Origin of the sequence: Streptomyces sp. NPDC006643 (assembly GCF_042870175.1) — a bacterium.
Taxonomy (GTDB): domain Bacteria; phylum Actinomycetota; class Actinomycetes; order Streptomycetales; family Streptomycetaceae; genus Streptomyces.
This window is the reverse complement of the sequence record NZ_JBIAHA010000035.1, coordinates 1-19,535: the sequence shown is the minus strand read 5'-3', so window position 1 is coordinate 19,535 and position 19,535 is coordinate 1. Positions and strand designations below refer to the sequence as shown.

Annotated in this window: 16 protein-coding genes and 1 pseudogene; 11 read left to right on the top strand and 6 right to left on the bottom strand. The window is 71.7% G+C overall.

Annotated elements, in window-relative coordinates:
• Positions 1-6: 6 nt before the first annotated feature.
• Positions 7-1,302 (bottom strand): CAP domain-containing protein, encoded by a 1,296-nt coding sequence (locus ACFYNU_RS35150; RefSeq protein ID WP_356595279.1) that lies wholly within the window; start codon positions 1,300-1,302, stop codon positions 7-9.
• A gap of 345 nt (positions 1,303-1,647) precedes the next feature.
• Here ACFYNU_RS35150 and ACFYNU_RS35145 point away from each other — a divergent pair, with 345 nt between their 5' ends.
• The 4 genes from ACFYNU_RS35145 to ACFYNU_RS35130 all read left to right on the top strand — a co-directional run bounded on the left by ACFYNU_RS35145 (position 1,648) and on the right by ACFYNU_RS35130 (position 6,133).
• The gene (locus tag ACFYNU_RS35145) at positions 1,648-2,334 is read left to right on the top strand and encodes a class I SAM-dependent methyltransferase (RefSeq protein ID WP_356595313.1); all 687 of its coding nucleotides are present in this window, start codon (positions 1,648-1,650) and stop codon (positions 2,332-2,334) included.
• Positions 2,335-2,431: 97 nt separating this feature from the next.
• Positions 2,432-3,535, top strand: a complete 1,104-nt coding sequence (locus ACFYNU_RS35140; protein ID WP_356595281.1) for a pyridoxal-phosphate dependent enzyme — start codon at positions 2,432-2,434, stop codon at positions 3,533-3,535.
• The gene (locus tag ACFYNU_RS35135) at positions 3,532-4,770 is read left to right on the top strand and encodes an ATP-grasp domain-containing protein (protein ID WP_356595283.1); all 1,239 of its coding nucleotides are present in this window, start codon (positions 3,532-3,534) and stop codon (positions 4,768-4,770) included. Before ACFYNU_RS35140 ends, ACFYNU_RS35135 begins: the two co-directional genes overlap by 4 nt.
• A gap of 142 nt (positions 4,771-4,912) precedes the next feature.
• Positions 4,913-6,133: an MFS transporter gene (locus ACFYNU_RS35130; RefSeq protein ID WP_388768407.1), complete on the top strand. Its 1,221-nt coding sequence runs from the start codon at positions 4,913-4,915 to the stop codon at positions 6,131-6,133.
• Between the two features lie 10 nt (positions 6,134-6,143).
• Here the strand turns inward: ACFYNU_RS35130 and ACFYNU_RS35125 are convergent, their stop codons facing one another.
• The gene (locus ACFYNU_RS35125; RefSeq protein WP_356595285.1) at positions 6,144-6,821 is read right to left on the bottom strand and encodes a sigma-70 family RNA polymerase sigma factor; all 678 of its coding nucleotides are present in this window, start codon (positions 6,819-6,821) and stop codon (positions 6,144-6,146) included.
• Between the two features lie 120 nt (positions 6,822-6,941).
• Positions 6,942-7,625, bottom strand: a complete 684-nt coding sequence (locus ACFYNU_RS35120; RefSeq protein ID WP_356595287.1) for a hypothetical protein — start codon at positions 7,623-7,625, stop codon at positions 6,942-6,944.
• A gap of 214 nt (positions 7,626-7,839) precedes the next feature.
• Between ACFYNU_RS35120 and ACFYNU_RS35115 the strand changes: the two genes are divergently transcribed.
• The 7 genes from ACFYNU_RS35115 (at position 7,840) to ACFYNU_RS35085 (ending at position 17,879) form a co-directional block, all read left to right on the top strand.
• Positions 7,840-8,907: a ferric reductase-like transmembrane domain-containing protein gene (locus tag ACFYNU_RS35115; protein WP_356595289.1), complete on the top strand. Its 1,068-nt coding sequence runs from the start codon at positions 7,840-7,842 to the stop codon at positions 8,905-8,907.
• A gap of 291 nt (positions 8,908-9,198) precedes the next feature.
• A complete protein-coding gene (locus ACFYNU_RS35110; protein WP_356595291.1) occupies positions 9,199-11,403 on the top strand; it encodes a hypothetical protein in 2,205 nt (734 codons plus the stop codon).
• 164 nt (positions 11,404-11,567) lie between these two features.
• Positions 11,568-12,461 (top strand): FHA domain-containing protein, encoded by an 894-nt coding sequence (locus tag ACFYNU_RS35105; RefSeq protein ID WP_356595293.1) that lies wholly within the window; start codon positions 11,568-11,570, stop codon positions 12,459-12,461.
• Positions 12,439-13,605 carry a serine/threonine-protein kinase gene (locus ACFYNU_RS35100; protein WP_356595295.1) on the top strand — a complete coding sequence of 389 codons (1,167 nt, stop codon included), beginning with the start codon at positions 12,439-12,441 and terminating at the stop codon, positions 13,603-13,605. Before ACFYNU_RS35105 ends, ACFYNU_RS35100 begins: the two co-directional genes overlap by 23 nt.
• The gene (locus ACFYNU_RS35095) at positions 13,602-14,348 is read left to right on the top strand and encodes a hypothetical protein (RefSeq protein ID WP_356595297.1); all 747 of its coding nucleotides are present in this window, start codon (positions 13,602-13,604) and stop codon (positions 14,346-14,348) included. Before ACFYNU_RS35100 ends, ACFYNU_RS35095 begins: the two co-directional genes overlap by 4 nt.
• Entirely contained in the window at positions 14,341-16,815 is a 2,475-nt protein-coding gene (locus tag ACFYNU_RS35090; RefSeq protein ID WP_356595299.1) for an Hsp70 family protein, read from the top strand. The genes ACFYNU_RS35095 and ACFYNU_RS35090 overlap by 8 nt, the downstream gene beginning before the upstream one ends.
• Positions 16,812-17,879, top strand: a complete 1,068-nt coding sequence (locus tag ACFYNU_RS35085) for a hypothetical protein (protein WP_356595301.1) — start codon at positions 16,812-16,814, stop codon at positions 17,877-17,879. The genes ACFYNU_RS35090 and ACFYNU_RS35085 overlap by 4 nt, the downstream gene beginning before the upstream one ends.
• Before the next feature lie 26 nt (positions 17,880-17,905).
• On the opposite strand, the gene ACFYNU_RS35080 is transcribed toward ACFYNU_RS35085, so the two are convergent.
• The 3 genes and pseudogenes from ACFYNU_RS35080 to ACFYNU_RS35070 form a co-directional block, all read right to left on the bottom strand.
• The gene (locus tag ACFYNU_RS35080; RefSeq protein WP_356595303.1) at positions 17,906-18,271 is read right to left on the bottom strand and encodes a PH domain-containing protein; all 366 of its coding nucleotides are present in this window, start codon (positions 18,269-18,271) and stop codon (positions 17,906-17,908) included.
• 131 nt (positions 18,272-18,402) lie between these two features.
• Complete coding sequence (locus ACFYNU_RS35075; RefSeq protein ID WP_388768402.1) at positions 18,403-19,206, bottom strand: ABC transporter permease; 804 nt, start codon at positions 19,204-19,206, stop codon at positions 18,403-18,405.
• A pseudogene (locus ACFYNU_RS35070) lies at positions 19,203-19,535 on the bottom strand (hypothetical protein); the annotation flags it as partial. The gene ACFYNU_RS35075 and the pseudogene ACFYNU_RS35070, both read right to left, overlap by 4 nt.

Below are 19,535 nucleotides of genomic sequence, written 5' to 3'. Positions count from 1 at the left end.
TCCGGTTCATCCGGCCAGACCGAAGAGCTGGGTCCAGTACATGGCCATCTCGCCGCCGCCGCGCAGGCCGATGCCTATGTGGGTGAAATCCGGCTTGAGGATGTTGGCGCGGTGTCCGGGGCTGTCCATCCAGCCCCGGACCACCTCGGCGGCGGACCGCTGACCGCACGCGATGTTCTCGCCGATACCCCGGTGCGCGCAGCCCGCGGCAGCTGCCCGGTCCCACGGCTGCCGGCCGTCGGGGCTCGTGTGGGAGTAGAAGCCCCGCGCGACCATGTCGTCGCTGTGCGCCTGGGCCGCCAGCGTCAGCCGGGGGTCGCCGGCCAGGGGGCGCAGTCCGGCGGCCGTACGCTCCGCGTTCGTGAGCGCGACGACGTCGGACGCGACGGCCGCCAGGCCGTGCGGGGTCAGCGGGCGGGCCCACACCGCCGTCCAGAAGATGTCGCCGTCGGCTGCCGGGGCGTGCGCGAGGCCCACCTCCGCGAGGGCGGGGTCGCGCACCGTACGACCCATGCGGGTGTCGGCGAGGCAGTACGCCAGGAAGTCGGCGTCCGTGCGAGGACCGGAGACCAGCTGTTCGGCGACGGTCAGATAGGCGTATCCCTGAGCCGTGACCCGCTGGTGGAGGGAGACGCCCGAGCGGCCCGGACCGGGGGTGGCGTCGAGCCGGCCGGCGGCGGCCATGGCGGCGCAGTGCGCCCGTGCTGCCGACGCGAGGCGGGCGTCGGCGGTGACCGGGGGAGCGCCGGAGCGGGAGCGTTCGGCGTTGACGAGGGCAGTGAAACCGCCGCCGTCACCGCCTTCGGGGCTCTCGGCCGGGCTGTCCTCCAGCACCTCGATGCCGAAGTCCCGCGCGACCCCGGCCAGCCCGTCCGCGTAACCCTGGCCCAGGGCCCGCAGCTTCCAGCCGCCGCCCCTGCGGTAGATCTCCGCGAGGAGCAGCACGCTCTCCTGCGTCGGGCGCGGTGGTGTGAACCGGGCGAGGCCCCCACCCCCGCTCCCCGTCACCGACATCGTGGGCGCGGGCAGCCGCCCGAGCGGCACCGCCGGGTCGGCGGCGCTCACCACCACCGTGACGCGGCTCGCCCCGGCCCGCAGCCGCCCCACGTTCACCGTGACCGTGTCGGCGCGCAGACTCGCGCCGGGTGCCGACGGCTGGTTGTAGAAGACGAAGTCGCCGTCGCCGGAGACCTTTCCGTCCTCGCCGGTGATCAGCACGGACAGGTCGAAGGGCCCCGGCACCCGGACCGCGAACGTGCCGCCGGGCAACGACACGTTCCCCCCTGGGATCAGGTCGATCATGCGCGGGCCTCCTGTCCGTTCTGGATGGTTTGTCGAAGTGGGAACGGCGGGCGCCGGCTGCTCGGTTCCCGCCCCGCCCGTCATGGCGATCTCTCGCCACCCTCCGTGATTTCGCACGCGCCGGGAACTCGGGCCCGACACGCCGCGACAACTCAGGAGGACGCGCACCAACCGCCGGACCTGGAGGCCGAATTGACGAGCGACGGAGTGAACCACGGAGCGGGCGACGGAGCGAACCACGGAGCGGGCGACGGAGCGAACCACGGAGCGAACCACGGCGCGGGCGACGTGGCGGGCGACGACTGGTACGACGACGACAGCCTCTGGGTCGACTTCGCCCCGGCGATGTTCTCCGGGACCCGCGCCGAGACCGTCGCCGAACTGGTCCGGACGGCCCCGCTCCTCGACTTCCCGCCCGGCTCCCGCGTCCTCGACCTCTGCTGCGGCCCCGGCCTCTTCCTCGTCCCCCTCGCCGCCCGCGGCTACCGCGTGACCGGCGTCGACCTGAGCCCGGCCATGCTGGAGCGCGCCGAAACCGCCTGCCGTGGGACGGACGTCACGCTCGTACGCGAGGACATGCTCACGTACACCGCCCCCGGTGCCTACGACGTGATCCTCAACGTCTTCACCTCCTTCGGCTACTTCGAGGACGCCGACGACAACGCCCAGGTGCTGCGCAACGCGTGGCAGAGCCTCGCCCCCGGCGGCCGGCTGCTGGTCGACGTCATGGGCAAGGAGGTGCTCGCGGGCTGGATCGGCCGTCCACAGGCTGTGGATCTGCCGGACGGTTCGTACGTCGTGCAGCGCGACACCGTCCTGGACAGCTGGCGCAGGCTCCGGACCGACTGGACGCTCGTACGCGGCGAGAGCGCCCGCACCGCGTCCATCAGGTCGTTCCTCTACAGCGCGGCCGAACTGCACGACCTGTTCGTGGCGGCCGGCTTCGTGGACGTCGAGTGCTTCGGGGACTTCGACGGCGGCCCCTACGACCAGAGTTCGCGCCGGCTGATCGTCCGGGGTGTGAAGAAGTGACCCCGCCGTCCGGCGTCAGGGGACGCGGCCCACCTCCCCGCGCCCCCACCCCGTTCCCGTACGCCACGCTCCACAGCCCCCGGAGGACCCGTACGCCATGCCCCAGCTCAGCCCCGCCACCCCCCGACTGTCGGTCCCGGTGCACGACCACATCACCGACGCCATGAAAGCCCCGGCCTTCCTCCGGCTCTCCGAGAACGTGGTGCTGGCCCGCTTCGAGACCATGAAGGTGTACGCGGCGCTCGGCGCCGTACGCGAACTGCTGGCACGCGGCCGGGTCGTGCCCGGACAGACCCTCGTGGACAGCTCCAGCGGCATCTACGCCCTCGCGCTCGCCATGGCCTGCCACCGCTACGGGCTGCGCTGCCACATCGTCGCCTCCACCACCGTGGACGCCACGATGCGCGCCCAGTTGGAGGTCCTCGGCGCGACCGTCGACCAGATGCCGCCGTCGCAGAGTCTGCGCCTCGACCAGGAGCGGCGCGTACGGCACGTAAGTCAACTCCTCGACGCCCGACCGGACTTCCACTGGATGCGGCAGTACCACGACGGCGTGCACCACGCCGGCTACCGCGAGCTGGCCGCCCTCGCCGCCGCCGCGCTGCCCGGCGAGGACCTGACCGTGGTCGGCACCGTCGGCACCGGCGCCTCCACCGGCGGACTCACCCGCGCGCTGCGCGCCGACGTCCGGGCGGAGGGCCGCACGGTACGGCTGGTGGGCATACAGCCCTTCGGCAGCGTGACGTTCGGCAGCGAGGGCTTCAGCGATCCGGACGCGATCATCGCGGGCATCGGCAGCTCCATCCCCTTCGGGAATGTGCGGCACGAACTGTACGACACCGTCCACTGGCTCGACTTCCGGCACGCCATGGCCGGCGCCGTCGCGCTGCTGCGCCGGCACGCGGTGTTCGCGGGACTGTCCACCGGGGCCGCGCATCTCGTCGCCGCCTGGGAGGCGGCGCGCGATCCGCACCGCACGCATCTCGTCCTCGGCGCCGACACCGGACACCGTTACGCGGAGCGGGTGTTCGCCCGGCACACGGAGGCGTCCGACCCGAGCGAGCTGAAGCCGGAGCGGATCGACGAACTCGCCGAACTCCGCCCGCCCTGGGCCGTGATGGAGTGGGCGGGCCGGCCCGCGCCGCCGAACGCGGTCGTCGCGCCCGAGCTGCGCTCACCCGACAGCGAGGCGGGCCGATGACCATCGCCGCCCTGGAAGCCCTCTCCTTCGGCCTCGGCCGCACGGCGCGGGCGGCCGACGCCGCCGGGCACCGGTTCGTGCTGCTGACCGGCGACCGGAGCGTGTACCGGCACGAGCTGGCGACGGAGAGCGGGATCGACGTCATCGACGTCGACACCTTCGACCCGGCCGCCGTACGCCGCGCACTCGCGAGCGTGACCGACCTCGCCGGGCTGATCAACACGACGGACACCTGGAGCGCGCCCGCGGCCGACCTCGCACAGGAACTCGGATTGCCGGGTCCGGATCCGGAGGCCGTAAAAAATCTTCGTGACAAGGCGCGCGTACGGCAGACGCTGCACCGGGCGGGGCTGAGCGCCGGGACGTCGCTGGTGGTCGAACCGCACCCGCGCAGCGCGGAGTTGGTGCGCGAGGGTGTCGGGCTGCCCGCCGTGCTCAAGGTGTCGGCCGGGACGTCGTCGCGTGACGTGTGGATCGTGCACGACGAGGAGGCGCTGGGCGCTGCGCTGGCGGAGGCGGCGGAGCGCGGGCGCGCGCCGGGCGGGCTGAACGGGCGGCTCTTCGCCGAACCCTTCCTCGCCGGGCCGCTCTACAGCGCCGAGACCCTGAGCTGGCAGGGACACACACGGCTGCTCGGCGTGCTGAGCCGGCAGACGTCACGCCGTCCCGCCGTACGTGAGGAGGCCGCCGCCTTCCCGGTGGCCCTGCCCGCCGACGAACTCACCTCGATCGAGCGGTGGGTGGGCGCGGTCCTCGCGGCTGCCGGACACGATCAGGGTTTCGCGCACGTCGAGTTCGTCCTCACCCGGCGCGGACCGGAACTGGTGGAGATCAACCGCAGGATCGGCGGCGCCCTGGTCGCCGAGGCCATGTGCCGCACGCTCGACGTCAACGTGTACGAGGCGCTGGTGGACGTCACCCTCGGCCGCCGCCCGCGCCTGCTGGACGCGCCGCTGCTGCCGACCGGACCGGCCGTCGCGTTCGTCCTCGTGTACGCGGACGAGCCGGGCGTACTGGAGGGGTGGGCCGGGCTGGAGGGGCTGAACGCCTTTCCGGGGGACGTGAGTTGGTACCCGGTACGGGCGCCCGGCGACGCCGTGCGGCACGTGGGGGACCAGCGCGGATGCACGGGCATGGTGCTCGCGGAGGCGCCGACGGCGGAGCTGGCGCAGCACCGGGCGTGGAGCGCGGCGACGACGGTACGGCCGGTGATGAAGCCGGCCGAGGAGAGGTGAGGTGGGGGAGGGCGAAGTGAGGGAAGGCGAGGTGAGGGAAGGCGAGGTGAGGGAAGGCGAGGTGAGGGAAGGTGAGGTGAGGGAAGGCGAGGCGAGGGGGCGGGGTGTCGGCTCAGCCAACTCGTCCCGCTCCTTGGGCGCGTTGACCGGGCCGCAACTCTTCCTCCTCGGCGGCTCCTTCCTCATCACCCTCGGCAGCTTCGCCGTACTCCCCTACATGTCCGTACTCCTCCACGACCGCTTCGGGCTCGGTCTCGGCGTGGTGGGCGCCGTACTGGCCGTCGCCTCCCTGGTGCAGTTCTCCGGCGGTGTCGTCGGGGCGGCGCTGGCGGCCCGGATCGGGCTGCGGGCCACGATGCTGGTGGCGTTCGCCGTACGGACGGCGGGCTTCGCCGCCTTCGTACCGGGGCTGACCCGGCCGGTCGTCGCGGTGACCGCGCTGTTCCTGGTGTCGTGCGGCGCGGCGCTGTACCTGCCCGCCAACAAGGCCTATCTGGTGGCGGGTTGCGGGCGGGAGCGGCGGCCGGGGCTGCTGGCGGCGAGCGGTTCGGCCTTCAACGCGGGCATCGCGCTCGGACCGCCGGCCGCGGCACCCTTCGTACTGACGTCGCCCGCCGGGCTGTTCACGGGGGTGGCGGTCCTGTTCGCGCTGGTGGGGGCGGGGCACGCACTGCTGCCGTCGGTGGCGGACGAGGGCGCGGAGGGGGATGCGGAGGGCGCGGAGGCGGCAGTCAAAGGAGCGGACGCGGCGGCCGAGAGCGGCGCGGCGGCCGGAGGCCGTCTCCCACCCTTCGCCTTCACCGTCCTCGCCGTCTACGTCTTCATGTTCTTCCAGCACTACCTCGCCCTCTACGCCGTCCCCCGCACCTCCACCGCCTTCTACGGCACCGTCCTCATGGGTTACGCGATCCTCCTCGTCGTCGCTCAGCCGCTCTTCGCGCGCCGCCTCGCCGCGCTCCCGTACGCCGCCGCGCTCCGGCTCGGCTTCGGCGCGATGGCCGCCGGTACGGCCGTACTCGCGCTCGGCGGCCGGGCGGGAATCGCGGTCGGCGCGGTGCTGCTCTGCCTCGGAGAGATCGTCCTGTTCCTGAAGAACGACCTGGAAGCTCTCGCCCGGTCCGCCGCCCCCTCCGCGACGGTCTTCGGCAGACAGCGGCTGGCGGCCGGACTCGGCGCGTTCGCGGCGGCGGTGGTCGGCGGTCAGCTGTACGGGGTGGCCGAACGGGCTTCTGCGGTACCGGTGTTCTGGCTGGTGGTCAGCGCGCAGGCGCTGCTGCTGCCCGCGCTGCTGGTGGTGTACGCGGGCCGGGCCGCGCGACGCCGCGCGAGCGGCGAGCCGGTGACGGCCCGCCGCCCGCGCTGAGATGAGCGCCTCACACGGCCATGACCGGCACCGCGCCCCGCTCTTGGCCCGCGCCCGCGCCCGCACCCGCGGCCCCGGCCCCGGCCTCGCTCTCCGGCTGCCACACCGCCGCGAGATCCCGCCGGGCGCGGGCGACCCGCGACCGGATCGTCCCGACCGGGCAGCCCAGTGCGTCGGCGGCCTCCGCGTACGACAGCCCGAGCAGCCGGGTCAGCACGAACGCCTGGCGGCGCCCCGGATCCATCGCGGCCAGCGCGTCCGAGAGCGCCACCGACTCCTCGAAGCCCGGCAGATGCCGTGGCTGGGCCCGGTCCGCGGCCGTCACCCAGTCCGCCGTGTCGGCGATCCGGGGCCGTACGGCCGCACGCCGGTACCGGTCGACGACCACACGGCGCGCGATAGCCAGCAGCCACACCCGCGCGCAGGAACGCCCGGCAAACCGCGCGAGGCTCGCCAGCGCCCGCAGATAGGTCTCCTGGGTGAGGTCGTCGGCGCCGCGCACGTCGGCGCTGAGGTGCGCGACGAAGCGGCGTACGTCGTCGTACGTGGCCCGGACGAAGAGTTCGGCCGCCCGCCGGTCACCGAGACCGGCGGCCAGGGCCCACGCGGTGATCTCCGAGTCGTCGGCGCGTGCGCGGTGGTTGGCCGGTCTGGACGTCGGATGTATGCGGGTGGGGGGTATGTGCATGGGGGGTATGCGTGTGGGCACAGGTGTGTGCCGGGCAGCAGGTATCACGGAAAGTCCTTCGCGTCCGGGCCGCGTGGCCCGTGGAGTCAGAGCGGTGGTGTGCGTGGAGCGGAGAAGTGCTCAGGACGGAAGGAGTGGCGGCCCGCGCCGCGACACGACGTGCGGGGGCGGGAGTTGGGCCGGGGGCCGGATCGGCCGGTACGCGACGGGGGGTGCGAACACCGGGAGGTACGTCGCCCAGCCGCCGCTCAGCAGGGCGTGGGCGAAGCGGAGCCGTTCGAACGCGAACAGCCCGAGAGTCGTGAGGAGTTGACCGAACGCGCGGTCGCCGCGCCACAGCCACCAGCCGCACACGAGGCCGGCCATGAGGTGGGCACCGGCCATGCCGGACGTGAGGTCGGAGGTGAAGCCGGAGAAGACGCCGGAGAAGACGCCGGACACGATGCCGGAGCTGTCGAGCAGAAGGGCCGGCAGACCCTCGTGCGCCAACTCCCCGACCTCGTGGCCATGGGCTCCGTGCGCCGTGTGGCCAGCGGCCGGGCGCGGATGCAGGGCGCTGAACACGGCGTGCAGCAGCAGCTGTCCGGCGGCGCTCGCGGCGACGATCACGGCGCCGCCGCGTTCCCGTCGGGACAGCAGCCAGCCGGCGCCGCACATCGGCAGGAAGGCGAGAGCGAGCACGCGCGGCGGCAGCGCGCCACCGGACGACAGGGCGTGGCCGAGTCCGGACACCAGCACACACACGGCGGCGAAGACCGCGGTGCGTACGAGGCGGAGTGCGGGTCCGGCGCCCATGGTCGCCATGGTGCCAGCGTGACAGGGCGGTCGGGAAAGGCCACCTGATGGGTATACATCGGATGTTCACGCGCTATGCGGTGACATGGAGTTGGTGTGATCCAGCTCACACACGCACATGCGACAGGCCCGGGAACTTCTCGGCCCCGGCCACCGACACCTCCAACAGTACGACCGCGCACCAATCCGTACGACGGAAGATGACGGAACCGGAGACCGCCCGATGAATCCGCCCCCAGAGCCCGTGACGCCCGACGAAGAGAAGGCCGCGCCCCCGGCCCCGGCCCCGGCCCCGGCCCCGGCGCCGACCGTGACCCCTGGCACCAGTACGCCGTCCGCGCCGTCCACTCCGTCCACTCCGTCCGCGCCCTCCGCGCCGTCCACTCCGCGCGTCACCCTCCGCTCGGACCTGCGGGCGAGCTGGCTCGACGGCACGGTCGCCCTGGTCGTGACGGCCGCCGTCTTCGTCATCCTCTATGTACGGATCAAGTCGGAGGCGTCCTCCACCCTCACCGTCATGCCCTTCATGGCGGACACGGGCGAGTTCTGGATGTACTACCTCAGCCAGGCGTTCGGCTGGTCGGCGCTCCTCTGGGCGTGGGGCACCGTCATCCTCGGTCTGCTGCTCTCCGGCCCGCGCCCCGCGCGCCTGCCGCTCTCCGGGCCCCGGCTGGAGCGTCTGCACCGCACCACCAGCCTCAACACGATCGCGCTCATCGTCGCCCACGCGCTGCTGTTCGCCGCCGAGTTGATCTACCAGGACACCGACTCCTGGCCGTCGCGGGTGGGCGCCGCCGTACTGGAGACGTTCATCCCCGGCGGCTACAACTCCGGCACCGGCGTCTGGGCCATGCCGATCGGCCAGGCCGCCCTCTATCTCGCGATCCCGCTCGGCCTGCTCTTCTACGTACGCCACCGCATCGGCCCGAAGACCTGGCGGATCCTGCACCGCTTCGTACTCGTCGTCTATGTGCTGAGCGTCTGGCACACCCTGCTGTACGGCACGAACGTCTGGTACGACGGAGCCTTCCGCAACACCGTCTGGCTCCTCCAACTCCCCATCGCCGCACTCTTCCTGCTCCGCCTCCTGCGCCCCGCCCGCCGCTCGGAGCGCCTCGCGTCGCCGAGCGCGCACCGCGGGTCGAAGGCCGGCTGGAGTCTGCGGCTGACGGGCCGGGTGGCGGCCGTGGCGATCATCGGAGTCCTCGTCGCGGTGATCGCCTCCGGGCGCGACGGCGGCCGTACGGTGCCACCGGAGGACACGTCGTCCACGCACGTGCACGACGAGTGAGACGAGCAGGAGGAGTGAGACGAGTGAGACGAGCAGGAGGAGCGGGACGAGCAGGACGAGTGAGACGGGTGGGACGAGCACCCTCCGCGTCGTAACATCCGCATCATCTCCACCTCCTCCACCACCCTTCCCGCCCTCTCCGTCCTCGCCCCTGTCGCATGATCAACTGGGCGCGGCGGAGGGGGCGTTGCCCATGTGAATTCCATGCGGTTGCCATGGAGCACGGCACCCGAGGTCGCCATACTTTCCAGAGGGACACCCACCCTCGATGTGGTCGATTCGGAGCGTGCTGTGATCGACGAGACGACAGCGGGCCTGCTGGAGGCGGCAGGTCCGCAGATGTACCGGCGGAACTCGTTCCGTATCACCGGCCTGCCCACATCCGCCGACCGGCGGACCGTGCGGCAGCGGCAGCAGCGCATCACCCCCGCTCTCGAACTCGGCGCCGACGTCGATCTCGGGCACTCGCTCCCCGTCCGGCTGGACGACATCCGCGGTGCCTTCGACCGTATCCTCGGCGATCCGCGCCGCCGGCTCGTCGACGAACTGTTCTGGCTCTGGGACGTGGACACGGACGCGCCGGCCACCGGCGGCGCCTCCCCCCGCCCGTGCCCCTGCCCGAAGACGCTGCACCACGACCACGACGCGGCGGTACGCGCGCACAGCGCCGCCCTCGACCTGGAGGTCGAGAGCACCGCCCTCTCCGCCGACCGGCGACAACTCGAAGAGGTCACCCAACTCTGGTCCAACGCGGCCCGGTTGTGGGGGCAGGTGCTCCGCCGCGCCGTGTTCTGGGACCACGTACGGCACCGTATCTCCGTACTCGACGACCGGCAGCTGGACGAGTCCGTGATCGACACGCTCCGGGACACGCTGCCGACCACTCTCGTCAAACCGCTCGTCGAACTGGCCGCGGCGGCGTCGACGCCCGCCGACCGGGCCCGGCTCGCCCTCCGGGCGCGCGACTGGCCCCTCGTACCGCCCAATCACGTGGACGACCAGCTGGAAGAGGCCGCCGCACCTCACTACGAGTCGCTTCGCGCGACCGCCAAACGGGCGTCGTCCCAGTTGGAGGGGGGGAACTGGGACGGCGCCGCGGCCGAGGCGTACGACCACGCCCTGCCCGCACTGGCCCGGCTGGAGGCCCTGGTCCCGTACGCCAGGCACCGCCGTACCGCGAGCGCCCGCAACGACGTCGCCGTCCTGCTCAACAACTGCGCCACCGCCGCCGCCGACGCGCTCGGCCCGGCGGCGAACCTGAACGCGTCGAAGTGGTTCCGTACGGCGGCCGAACTGGCGACGGACCCCGCCACCCAGCAGACGATCAGGACGAACCGTGACGGGCTGAGCGAGATGATGGCCACGTTCACGCAGATCAAGACGCAGGTGGACCAACTGGTCGCCGCCGGGCGGGTCCATCTGGCCAGAACGCTCCTGCTGAGGGTCAAGAGCCAGCTCGCCCAGGCCGGTGGGCCGGGGTCCGAGGAGATCGACCGGATGCTGGCCGATCTCCGGGTCCGGCCCGGCACATACACGCCGCGACACGTCGGTGGCGGGAAACGGGCGGTGGCCTGGGCCCTGCTCCTCATGCTGGGACTCTTCCTGGCGGGAATCATCGTGGGATTCCTCGATGACGACGGAGGCTCCGACTCCGGCTCGGGCGCACCGCCGGCGAGCGGCGTCGCCGTCGTGTCGGCCGCGGAGATCACGGACAACAGCCCGATCGGCAGCTGCATAGAGCAGGAGTCCGACTGGCAGCTCGGCGAGCGCGAGGTGCCCGTCGTCTCGTGCGACGATCCGCACTGGGGCGAGGTGGTGGCGTATGTGCCGCTGGTGGACGTGCAGTCCAGGTATCTGACGGCGAAGTACCCCGGTGCCGAACAGGCGGTGGCGCTCTCGCGGTTCCGGTGCGAGCGCGCGCTCGCCGAGTTCCGTCCGGACGACACACGAGTGACGGTCAAGTACTCGACCCCGGCCGAGGACGCCTGGGCCCCGTCGGGGCCGATGCTCGACGAGTACACGACCTGTGTGGCGCACCGCCGCGACAACCAGAACATGACGGCGGCGGACCGGGTGAACATGGAGGCCCCGGCCGTACCGACATCCGTACCGATGCCCACGTTCGCCGCGGAGATCGCCGTCAACGCGCCGGTGGGATCGTGCGTGGAGAGCAAGGTCGACCTGACCACCACGACGGCGAATCTGCCCATCGTGCCCTGCGGCGAGCCCCATTGGGCCGAGATAATCGGCTATCCCGTGCTGTACGCGGAGGGCGACGCACTCGCCGACCCCGCCAAGTGGCCGGGCGACAAAGCCGTCTACGCGAAGGCGCGGGCGGCGTGTGAGGATCGGGCCGAAGGGCTGCTGTCCGCCGAGCTGAGTCTGCACGTCACCTATCCCGCGCGGGACTGGTGGACGAGTCCGGACCGCCCGATCTACGCGGTGTGCGCCCTGTCCCACCGGGGCGACAACACCTTCACCGGCGGGTTCAGATGACACGGCCCCCAGGCGGTGGGCCTTTGGACGGGGGATCGCCGGACGGGGGATGGCCGGACGGGAGACGGACGGACGGGGGACGGGCGGACGGGGGACGGGCGGACGGGGGACCGCCGGACCGACGGGCCCCGGACAGGCGGCGGCCGTCGGACGGACGGCTGCCGATGATGACCATGGAGGAGAAACGGGTGGTGGGGGTCAAGGGGGCTGCTCTGCGGGTCAGTTCACCGGACGGTGCGCAGAGTGTGGTCGAACTGGGGGGCGTATCGGTCACCGTCGGGCGCGCCGTGCCCGAGCGGGCACCCGACGTGGGTCTCGGCCCCGACCCGCAGCGCTGGGTCGGCCGGCTGCACTGCACGCTCGACTTCGCCGACGGCATGTGGTCGGTGACGGACAACGCGAGCGTCAACGGGACGCTGCTGAGACACGGCGACAGCATCGAACGTCTCCAGGCGCGCAAGCGCATACAGCACGGCGACACCGTGCTGATCCTGGGTGACATGGACCCCGAAGGGGAGCCGGTGTACTGGGAGTTGACCTTCCTGGACCCGCACACCACCCGTCCGGCGCCGTTCGGTTCGCCGTCCGACGTACGCCACACCGGACCGTGTCTGCGCTACGACTGGGTCGCCGCCCGCGCGTACCGCAACGTGGACGGTGAGGAGACCCTGATCACCGGACTGCGCCCGCAGGGGCACCAGTTGCTCCGTTACATGGCGGGGCGCAGCACGAGCGGCGCGGCCGTCGCCTGTGAACACGCCGAACTGATCACGGCGTTGTGGGGCGCGCACGAGGAGTGGGCGCCGCACCGCTCGTACAGCAGGGCGGACATCGCGGGCGTCGTACGGGCCGTACGACGCTGCGTCGAGACGGATCCGTCGAATCCGAAGATCCTGGAGACGGTGACGGGGATCGGGTACCGGCTCAACGTCCTCTCGGGCGGATCGGGCGGATCGGGTGCGTCGGGTGCGTCGGGCGGGGGCGCGGGCCGGTCGGGCGGGAGCGCGGGCGAGGGGAAGAGGGGGCGGGACGGCGATGACACTGCTCGTGAGTGGTGACCGGGTCAGCGACACCCTCGTGATCGACCGCTCGCTGGGGGAGGGGGCGTTCGCCGAGGTCCACCGCGTGCGCCACGAGTACCTCGGCTGGCAGGCGATGAAGCTGTTCAAACGGGTCGCCTCGAAGGAGGAGACCGTACGGATGCTGGACGAGGCCCGGTTGCTGTCGACCCTCGGGCACCCCAACATCGTGCGGGTCTTCGACGCGAACACCGTGCGCACCCCGGAGGGGGTGCGGGGCTTCTTCACGATGGAGTACGTCGCGGGCGGCAGCCTCGAACGGCTGGCCGCCGCGCACAAGTCGATGGTGCCCCGCGACCTGGTCGCCGAGGTGGTGACCCAGATCGCGAGCGGTCTCGCCGTCGCACACGACCAGGACCCGCCCATCGTGCACCGGGACGTGACCATGGCCAACGTGCTTGTGGGCTACGACGGTACGGGCATGCGGGTGCGGGTGAGCGACTTCGGGCTGGCGAAGCGGGCCGACCCGTTCACGCATCTGGCCAGTGCCCAGGGGACGTACGCCTTCATGGCCCCCGAAGTGATGCGTAACCAGGGCTATTCGTGCGCCAGCGACGTGTGGTCGGTCGGGGTGATCGCGTATCTGCTGCTGACGAACCGCTTTCCGTTCCATCAGGGCGGGGAGGAGTTCTCGTCGTTCTCCTTCGGCCGCTTCAACCGGTCGCTGCTGCCGCCGAGCAGCTACAACGACGAGGTGGACGGCGAGCTGGACCGCATCGTGCTCGCCATGCTCGAACTCGACCCGCAGAATCGTCCGGCCACGGCCCAGATCCTCGGGGACGCGCTGCGCGAACGCGCGGAGGCCATGGCCGCCGCGGGTCCTCCTGGTCCTGGTGCTGGTTCCGGTGCCGGTCCTGGTTCCGGTCCGGGGCCCTCCACCGGTCCCGGCGGCGCGTCCAACCGTGCTGGAACGTCCACCGGCTCCGCTACCACATCCGCGGTCAACAGACCGCCGACGCAACGCGCGCGGCGGCTTGCCGAAGAAGCACTCGCACTGGCCCGCTCGCCGGGGGAACTCGACCGCGCAGCCGACCTCATGGAGGAGGCCGTCAACTTGTCGCCGTACCTGCGCGACCTGCATCTGTCCAAGCTCACGCTGTGGCGCCGGGGGGTGATGATGTGAGCGGGCGACTCGCCCGGCTGCGGGCGGACCTCCAACAGCGGCGACATCACCGCGCGTTCCGGATCGCGCCGCTGCCGTGGGACGAACCGTCGCGCGAGGAGCTGGAGCGGCTGCTCGCGTCGGTGGCCTCGTCTGCGGCGGCTTCTGCGGCTTCTGCGGCGTCGGTGACGTCGGTCGCGGCTCCGGAGCCGGAGCCGGATGCTGCCCAACAGGCTTCAGAGGAAAGCCCGTTGGACGAGAAGGCGCTGGCCGATGCCGCGACCAATCTGTGGCGTGCCCAGCGCAGGCTCACCCGCCAGGGTGAGGAGGCGTCGACGCGCTCCCGGCAGACCGGCCGTTATCTGCGGTCGTGCCGCGAGGCGCTGGACGACGCCGGTCTCCTCGTACAGGAACACGAGGGTGACGCCTTCCACGCCGGGCGTTCGCTGGAGGCGCTGGCCTTCGAGGACGACGCGTCGCTGACGGCCGACACCGTAAGGGAGACCATCCGGCCGACGATCTATCTGCACGGCCGGCGTATTCAGATGGGCCAGGTGATCGTGGGGTGTCCGCCCAAGCCGCCCGAGTCGCCCAAGCCGTCTGAGCCGCCGGTGTCGCCTGCGTCGTCCGGGCCGCCTGAGCCCGAGGACTCTGTTCCGGCCCTGGCCCCCGTTCCGGCCCCTGCCCCTGCCCCTGCCCCCGCCCCCGCCCCTGTCTCAGAAGCACCGTCCACCTCGGACCACGAGAGGACCGATCATGCGTGACACCGTCGACTTCGGTATCGACCTGGGTACGACCAACAGCGCCATCGCCGTCGTCGAGGGCGGCGGTGTGTCCGTCATCAAGAACAACGACGGCTGGGACATCACCCCCTCCGCGGTCTGGATGCCCAAGGAGGGCCGGGTCCACGTCGGGCGCGCGGCGCGCGACTGGGTGGAGAAGGACCCGGCCAACGCCACCGCCGAGTTCAAGCTGGAGATGGGCCTGGCGGATTCACGGAAGGTCTTCGAGGCCGCCAAGACCTCCCTCACCCCGCCGCAGCTCTCGGCCGAAGTGCTCAAGTCGCTGCGCGCGGACGCCACACACCACTGCGGTGCTCCGCCCGAGTCGGCGGTGATCACCGTCCCGGCGGCCTTCGCGCTGAATCAGAACAAGGCCACCATCGAGGCCGCGAAGCTCGCCGGATTCACCGCCGCCTGCCCGCTGGTGCAGGAGCCGACGGCGGCGGCGTTCGCGTACGGCTTCCAGGACGCCACCGACCGCGCGTACTGGATGGTGTTCGACTTCGGCGGCGGCACCTTCGACGCCGCGCTCGTCAGCAAGCGCGACGGCGACCTGCGGGTGCTCAACCACGCGGGCGACCCGTACCTCGGCGGCAAGCTGATCGACTGGGCGCTGATCGAGCGGCTGCTGGTGCCCGCGGCCGTCTCGCAGCTCGGGCTGACGGATCTGCGCCGGGACAACCCCAAGTGGCGCGGGAACTTCGCGAAGCTGAAGCGCGCGGCCGAGGACGCGAAGATCCATCTCTCGCGGCGCGACCAGGTCGAGCTGATGGTCGACCTGAACGACGCCGACGGCAACCCTGTCACCTTCGAGCACACGCTGACCCGGGGTGAACTCGACGCGGTGGCCGAGCCGTTCTACGTCCGGGCGATCAATCTGTGCCGGGACGCGCTCGCCGAGGCGGCCCTCGGCCCGGACGACATCGACCGGCTGCTGCTCGTCGGCGGCGTCACGCTCTCGCCCGGCCTGCGCGAACGGCTGGCCGATCCGCGCCACGGCCTCGGCATCGAACTCGACGTCAGCCTCGACCCGACGACGGTCGTCGCCCGCGGTGCGGCGATCTTCGCCAGTACGGTCCGGATCCCGCAGTCGAAGTCGGCGCCGGTCCCGGCCGGGCAGTTCGCCGTCGAGCTGTCGTACGAGCCCAGTGTCACCACCCTCCAGCCCACGGTCGGCGGTCGGCTGCGCGGCGAGCCGGCGAACTGGACCGGCTACACGGTCACGTTGAACAACCCGCAGGGCCAGCCGCCGTTCCGCTCCGCCGCCATCTCGGTGAACGCGGAAGGAGTCTTCGTCACGGACGTGGCCGTCGACCCGCACACCACGTCGCAGTTCTTCGTCGAGCTGACCGACCCGTCGGGCGCGCGCTGCGACCTCACCTCCAACACCCTCACGATCACCCACCGGGACCTGGAGTTCGGCGGCGTACGGCTCGCGAACTCGCTCGGCATCCAGCTCGCCGAGCAGGTCTTCGCGCCGATGCTGCGCAAGGGGGCCACCCTGCCGACATCGGTGCGGGAGGTGTTCCGTACGTCGGCGGCCCTGCACCGCTCCGACGCCGACGCGACGATCCGGATCCCGGTCATCCACGGCGAACGCAGCCGGGCCGACCGCAACCGTACGGTGGGAATGCTGGAGATCCGGCCGCGTGACATCCGGATCGACCTGCCGGCGGGCAGTGAGGTCGAGGTGACGGTCGAGGTCGACCGCTCCAGCATGGTCACGGTGATCGCCGATGTGCCGCTCGTACAGGCGCAGTTCGAGGCCGAGATCGACCTGGACAACATCCGGACCAAGGCCCCCGAGGCGCTGCGGGACGACCTGGACGAGGCGGAGGGACGGCTGGCGGCGCTGCGCGGCTATGTGGCGGACGCGGGGTCGGCCGACGCCGAGCGGCGGCTGGCCAAGCTGGACGAGGAGCGGTCCGTGAGCACCGCCCGCGACCAGGTGGAGGCGGCGGCCGTGGACAACGGCGCGGCGGCCACGGCGGAGGAGCGACTGCGCGATCTCCAGGCCGAGTTGGACGACATCGCGGACGCGGTGGGGCTGCCCGGACTCGTACGGGATCTGCGGGCCTCGCTCGCCGAGGCCGACGAACTCGTGCGCCAGCACGGGGACACGGCCGACCGGCAGGAACTCGCCGCGATCCGGAGCCGGGCGGACGAGGCGATCAACGCACAGGACTCGGTCGCCGTACGGGGGCTCATCGACCGGACGGGGACGCTGCTGTTCGAGCTTGAGCGGCGGAGCCCCGACTGGTCGGTCAAGCTCTTCTACACGCTCCAGGAGATGCTCCGCTCGTCCGGGCAGGCGGGACCGCTCATTCAGGAGGGGCAGCGCGCCATCGCGGCGAACGACCGGCAGGGCCTGGACGCGGTGAACCAGCGGCTGTACCGGCTGCTGCCGAAGGACGAGCAGGACAAGGTCGTCTGGCTGGGCAGGGCATGAGCGAGCTGAAGGCGTCTGTGGACGCGCGGGCGCTCAACCTGCAACTGGCCGTGAACCGGGCTCACTCGGCGGCGCGGGCGGGTGACCTCGATCTGGCGGCGCGGCTGCTGGACGAGCTGGGTGAGCTGGGTGAACCGGGTGAGCTCGACTCGGGTCGGGTCAGCCTGGAGAAGAGCTCCTCGGCGGGGGCGACGGTGGTCGCCGCTCTCAACCTCCGGGCCAAGGTGCACGCCCAGCGCGGCGAACTGCCCGAGGCGGACGCGTGCTGGTCCCGGGTGGAGACGCTCGACCCCGACGACCCCGACGCGGCGGCCGGCCGCCGTACGCTCGCGAAGATCGCCTCGGGCCGTCGGCACGCCCGCCCGGTCGTCCACACCGGCCGGGTCGCGGTGATCGCTGCCGCGCTGGTGGGAGCCGGGCTGATCGGCGGTGTCGGCTGGTTCTTCGCGAACGCCGACGACGGTGACGGCGGTGACGGCGGCCGGGACTCCCGGTCGGTGGCCGGGGCGGACACCGGATCGGAGCGGCTGAGGGCGGAGGAGCGCCGCGCGGACGAACTCAAGGCGCGCCTGGCGGCGATCGAGGGGGGCCGCACGGCCGACGCCGAGCGGCGTGACAGCACGCTCGACGAGGTCGCGAAGCGGCTGGCCATGCCGGGAGTGGAGATCAGGCGCCATGCCGAGGACGTCCAACTGGTCTTCCGTACGGGGGTGTTCCCGTACGACTCCGTGATCGGCGCGGACGGCGCGGAGGCACTGACGGAGATCGGCCGCCGACTGGCCGATCTGGAGTCCGAGGCGGGTACGCGGGTGGACACCACCGTGGTCGGCCACTCCGTCGCCGTGCCCGGCGGTGCGCCGAGCGGCGGTTCCGTGGTCGCGCTGAACCGCGCCCGGGTCGCTGCCCAGTATCTCGCTCAGGACAGCGACCTGCGGCTGACGGACTTCCGGCTGGTGAGCGCGGACCAGCGGCGGGGCCCCTTCCCGGCGACGGACGCGAACGCCCCGCGCAACCGCACGGTGACGCTGCTGATCACCCCGAAGGAGCCACCGCCCACATCGTGAGAGCGCGCCGGTTGGGAACGCGCCGGCTACCGCGCGGCGAACTGCGTGAGGATGGCCTGCACCTCGTAGATGTCGACGCCCTTGGTGAAGGTCTTCTGGATCGGCACCGAGGCACCGGAGAGCCAGATCTTCAGCTCGGCGTCGAGATCGAAGGTGCCGGCCGTCTCCACGGCGAAGTGCGTGATGCTCCGGTACGGAATGGAGTGGTACTCGGTCTTCTTGCCGGTTATCCCCTGCTTGTCGATCAGGATCAGCCGCCGGTCGGTGAAGAGGATGCTGTCGCGGATCAACTGATAGGCGGCATGCACCTGCTCGCCCTGCCCGAGCAGCCGCGCGTAGTCCTGCTGGGCGGTGGCCGGGTTGATGGTGTGTGCGTTACCGAACAGCGCCATGATGTCCCCTATTTATCCGGGTTAATACGATCTTCGCACTGTACCGGCTTGGCGGTTGGGGCCGGGAAGCCGCGGTGGACCCGTAGCGCAGCCGTAGCGGAGCTGTGGCCCGGACCGGATCCGTGGTCGTCCTACTTGTGTGCCGGGTCGCGGTTGTAGAGCTTCTTGGCCCAGAGGTAGGAGAGGAGGGCGATGGCGGTGCTCCAGGCGGCGGTCTGGAGGGCGCTGTTGCCGATCTCGGTTCCGGTGAGGAGTCCGCGGAGGGTTTCCATGACGGGGGTGAAGGGCTGGTACTCGGCGAACCAGCGCAGTCCGGCGGGCATGGAGTCGGTGGGGACGAACCCGCTGCCGAGGAACGGCAGCAGCGTCAGCGGCATCGGCAGATTACTCGCGCTCTCGACGGTCTTGCTGACCAGACCGAGCGCGACCGACAGCCAGATCACGGCGAACGCGATCATCACGATCACCCCGGCCGCGGCCAGCCACTCCACCGGCGTCGCGTCGGTCCTGAATCCGACAAGCAGAGCCACGGCGATGACGATCGTGAGTGTGATCATGGTCTGTATCAGGCTGCCGACGACATGTCCGGTGAGGATGGCACCTCGGGAGATGGACATGGTGCGGAAGCGGGCGATGATGCCCTCGGTCATGTCCATCGCGACGGAGATCGCGGTGCCCTGGGCGACGGCCGCGACGGTCATGAGCAGGATCCCGGGCATCACGTAGACGATGTACTCGCTCCGGCCTCCCGAGCCGGCACCGGCGGTCCCGATGCCGGCGCCGAGGGTGCCGCCGAAGACGTAGACGAACAGCAGCAGGAACACCACCGGCATCCCCGCGAGCAGCACCGTCATCGAGGGATAGCGCAGCATGTGCCGAAGATTGCGCCGCAGCATCGTCGCCGAGTCGGCCAGGGTGTAAGACAGGGAACTCATCGGGTCACGGCCTTCTCGGTCAGCGGATCAACAGTGGTGGCGGTGGCGGTGGTGGGGGTGGTGGGGGTGGGTTTGGGCCGGCCGGTCAGGGCCAGGAACACGTCGTCGAGATCCGGGGTGTGGACGGACAGTTCCTCCGCCTCGACCGCGTGCGAGTCCAGGAGATCGAGCAGCGCGCGCAGGGACCGCACCCGCCCGTCGCTGGGGACCTGCACGGTCAGCGCCTCACCGTCTTGGGGAAGGTCGTCCAGCGTGCGGGACAGGACCCGTACCGCGGTCTCGAACGTGCCGGGATCGGCGAACCGCAGCCGCACATGCCCGCCCGGCAC

What these genes read in the sequence shown, in the direction of transcription:
- ACFYNU_RS35150 (WP_356595279.1), bottom strand. Translation starts at nt 1,302, where the DNA reads ATGATCGACCTGATCCCAGGGGGGAACGTGTCGTTGCCCGGCGGCACG.
- ACFYNU_RS35145 (WP_356595313.1), top strand. Translation starts at nt 1,648, where the DNA reads ATGTTCTCCGGGACCCGCGCCGAGACCGTCGCCGAACTGGTCCGGACG.
- ACFYNU_RS35140 (WP_356595281.1), top strand. Translation starts at nt 2,432, where the DNA reads ATGCCCCAGCTCAGCCCCGCCACCCCCCGACTGTCGGTCCCGGTGCAC.
- ACFYNU_RS35135 (WP_356595283.1), top strand. Translation starts at nt 3,532, where the DNA reads ATGACCATCGCCGCCCTGGAAGCCCTCTCCTTCGGCCTCGGCCGCACG.
- ACFYNU_RS35125 (WP_356595285.1), bottom strand. Translation starts at nt 6,821, where the DNA reads ATGCACATACCCCCCACCCGCATACATCCGACGTCCAGACCGGCCAAC.
- ACFYNU_RS35120 (WP_356595287.1), bottom strand. Translation starts at nt 7,625, where the DNA reads ATGGCGACCATGGGCGCCGGACCCGCACTCCGCCTCGTACGCACCGCG.
- ACFYNU_RS35115 (WP_356595289.1), top strand. Translation starts at nt 7,840, where the DNA reads ATGAATCCGCCCCCAGAGCCCGTGACGCCCGACGAAGAGAAGGCCGCG.
- ACFYNU_RS35105 (WP_356595293.1), top strand. Translation starts at nt 11,568, where the DNA reads ATGATGACCATGGAGGAGAAACGGGTGGTGGGGGTCAAGGGGGCTGCT.
- ACFYNU_RS35100 (WP_356595295.1), top strand. Translation starts at nt 12,439, where the DNA reads ATGACACTGCTCGTGAGTGGTGACCGGGTCAGCGACACCCTCGTGATC.
- ACFYNU_RS35090 (WP_356595299.1), top strand. Translation starts at nt 14,341, where the DNA reads ATGCGTGACACCGTCGACTTCGGTATCGACCTGGGTACGACCAACAGC.
- ACFYNU_RS35085 (WP_356595301.1), top strand. Translation starts at nt 16,812, where the DNA reads ATGAGCGAGCTGAAGGCGTCTGTGGACGCGCGGGCGCTCAACCTGCAA.
- ACFYNU_RS35080 (WP_356595303.1), bottom strand. Translation starts at nt 18,271, where the DNA reads ATGGCGCTGTTCGGTAACGCACACACCATCAACCCGGCCACCGCCCAG.
- ACFYNU_RS35075 (WP_388768402.1), bottom strand. Translation starts at nt 19,206, where the DNA reads ATGAGTTCCCTGTCTTACACCCTGGCCGACTCGGCGACGATGCTGCGG.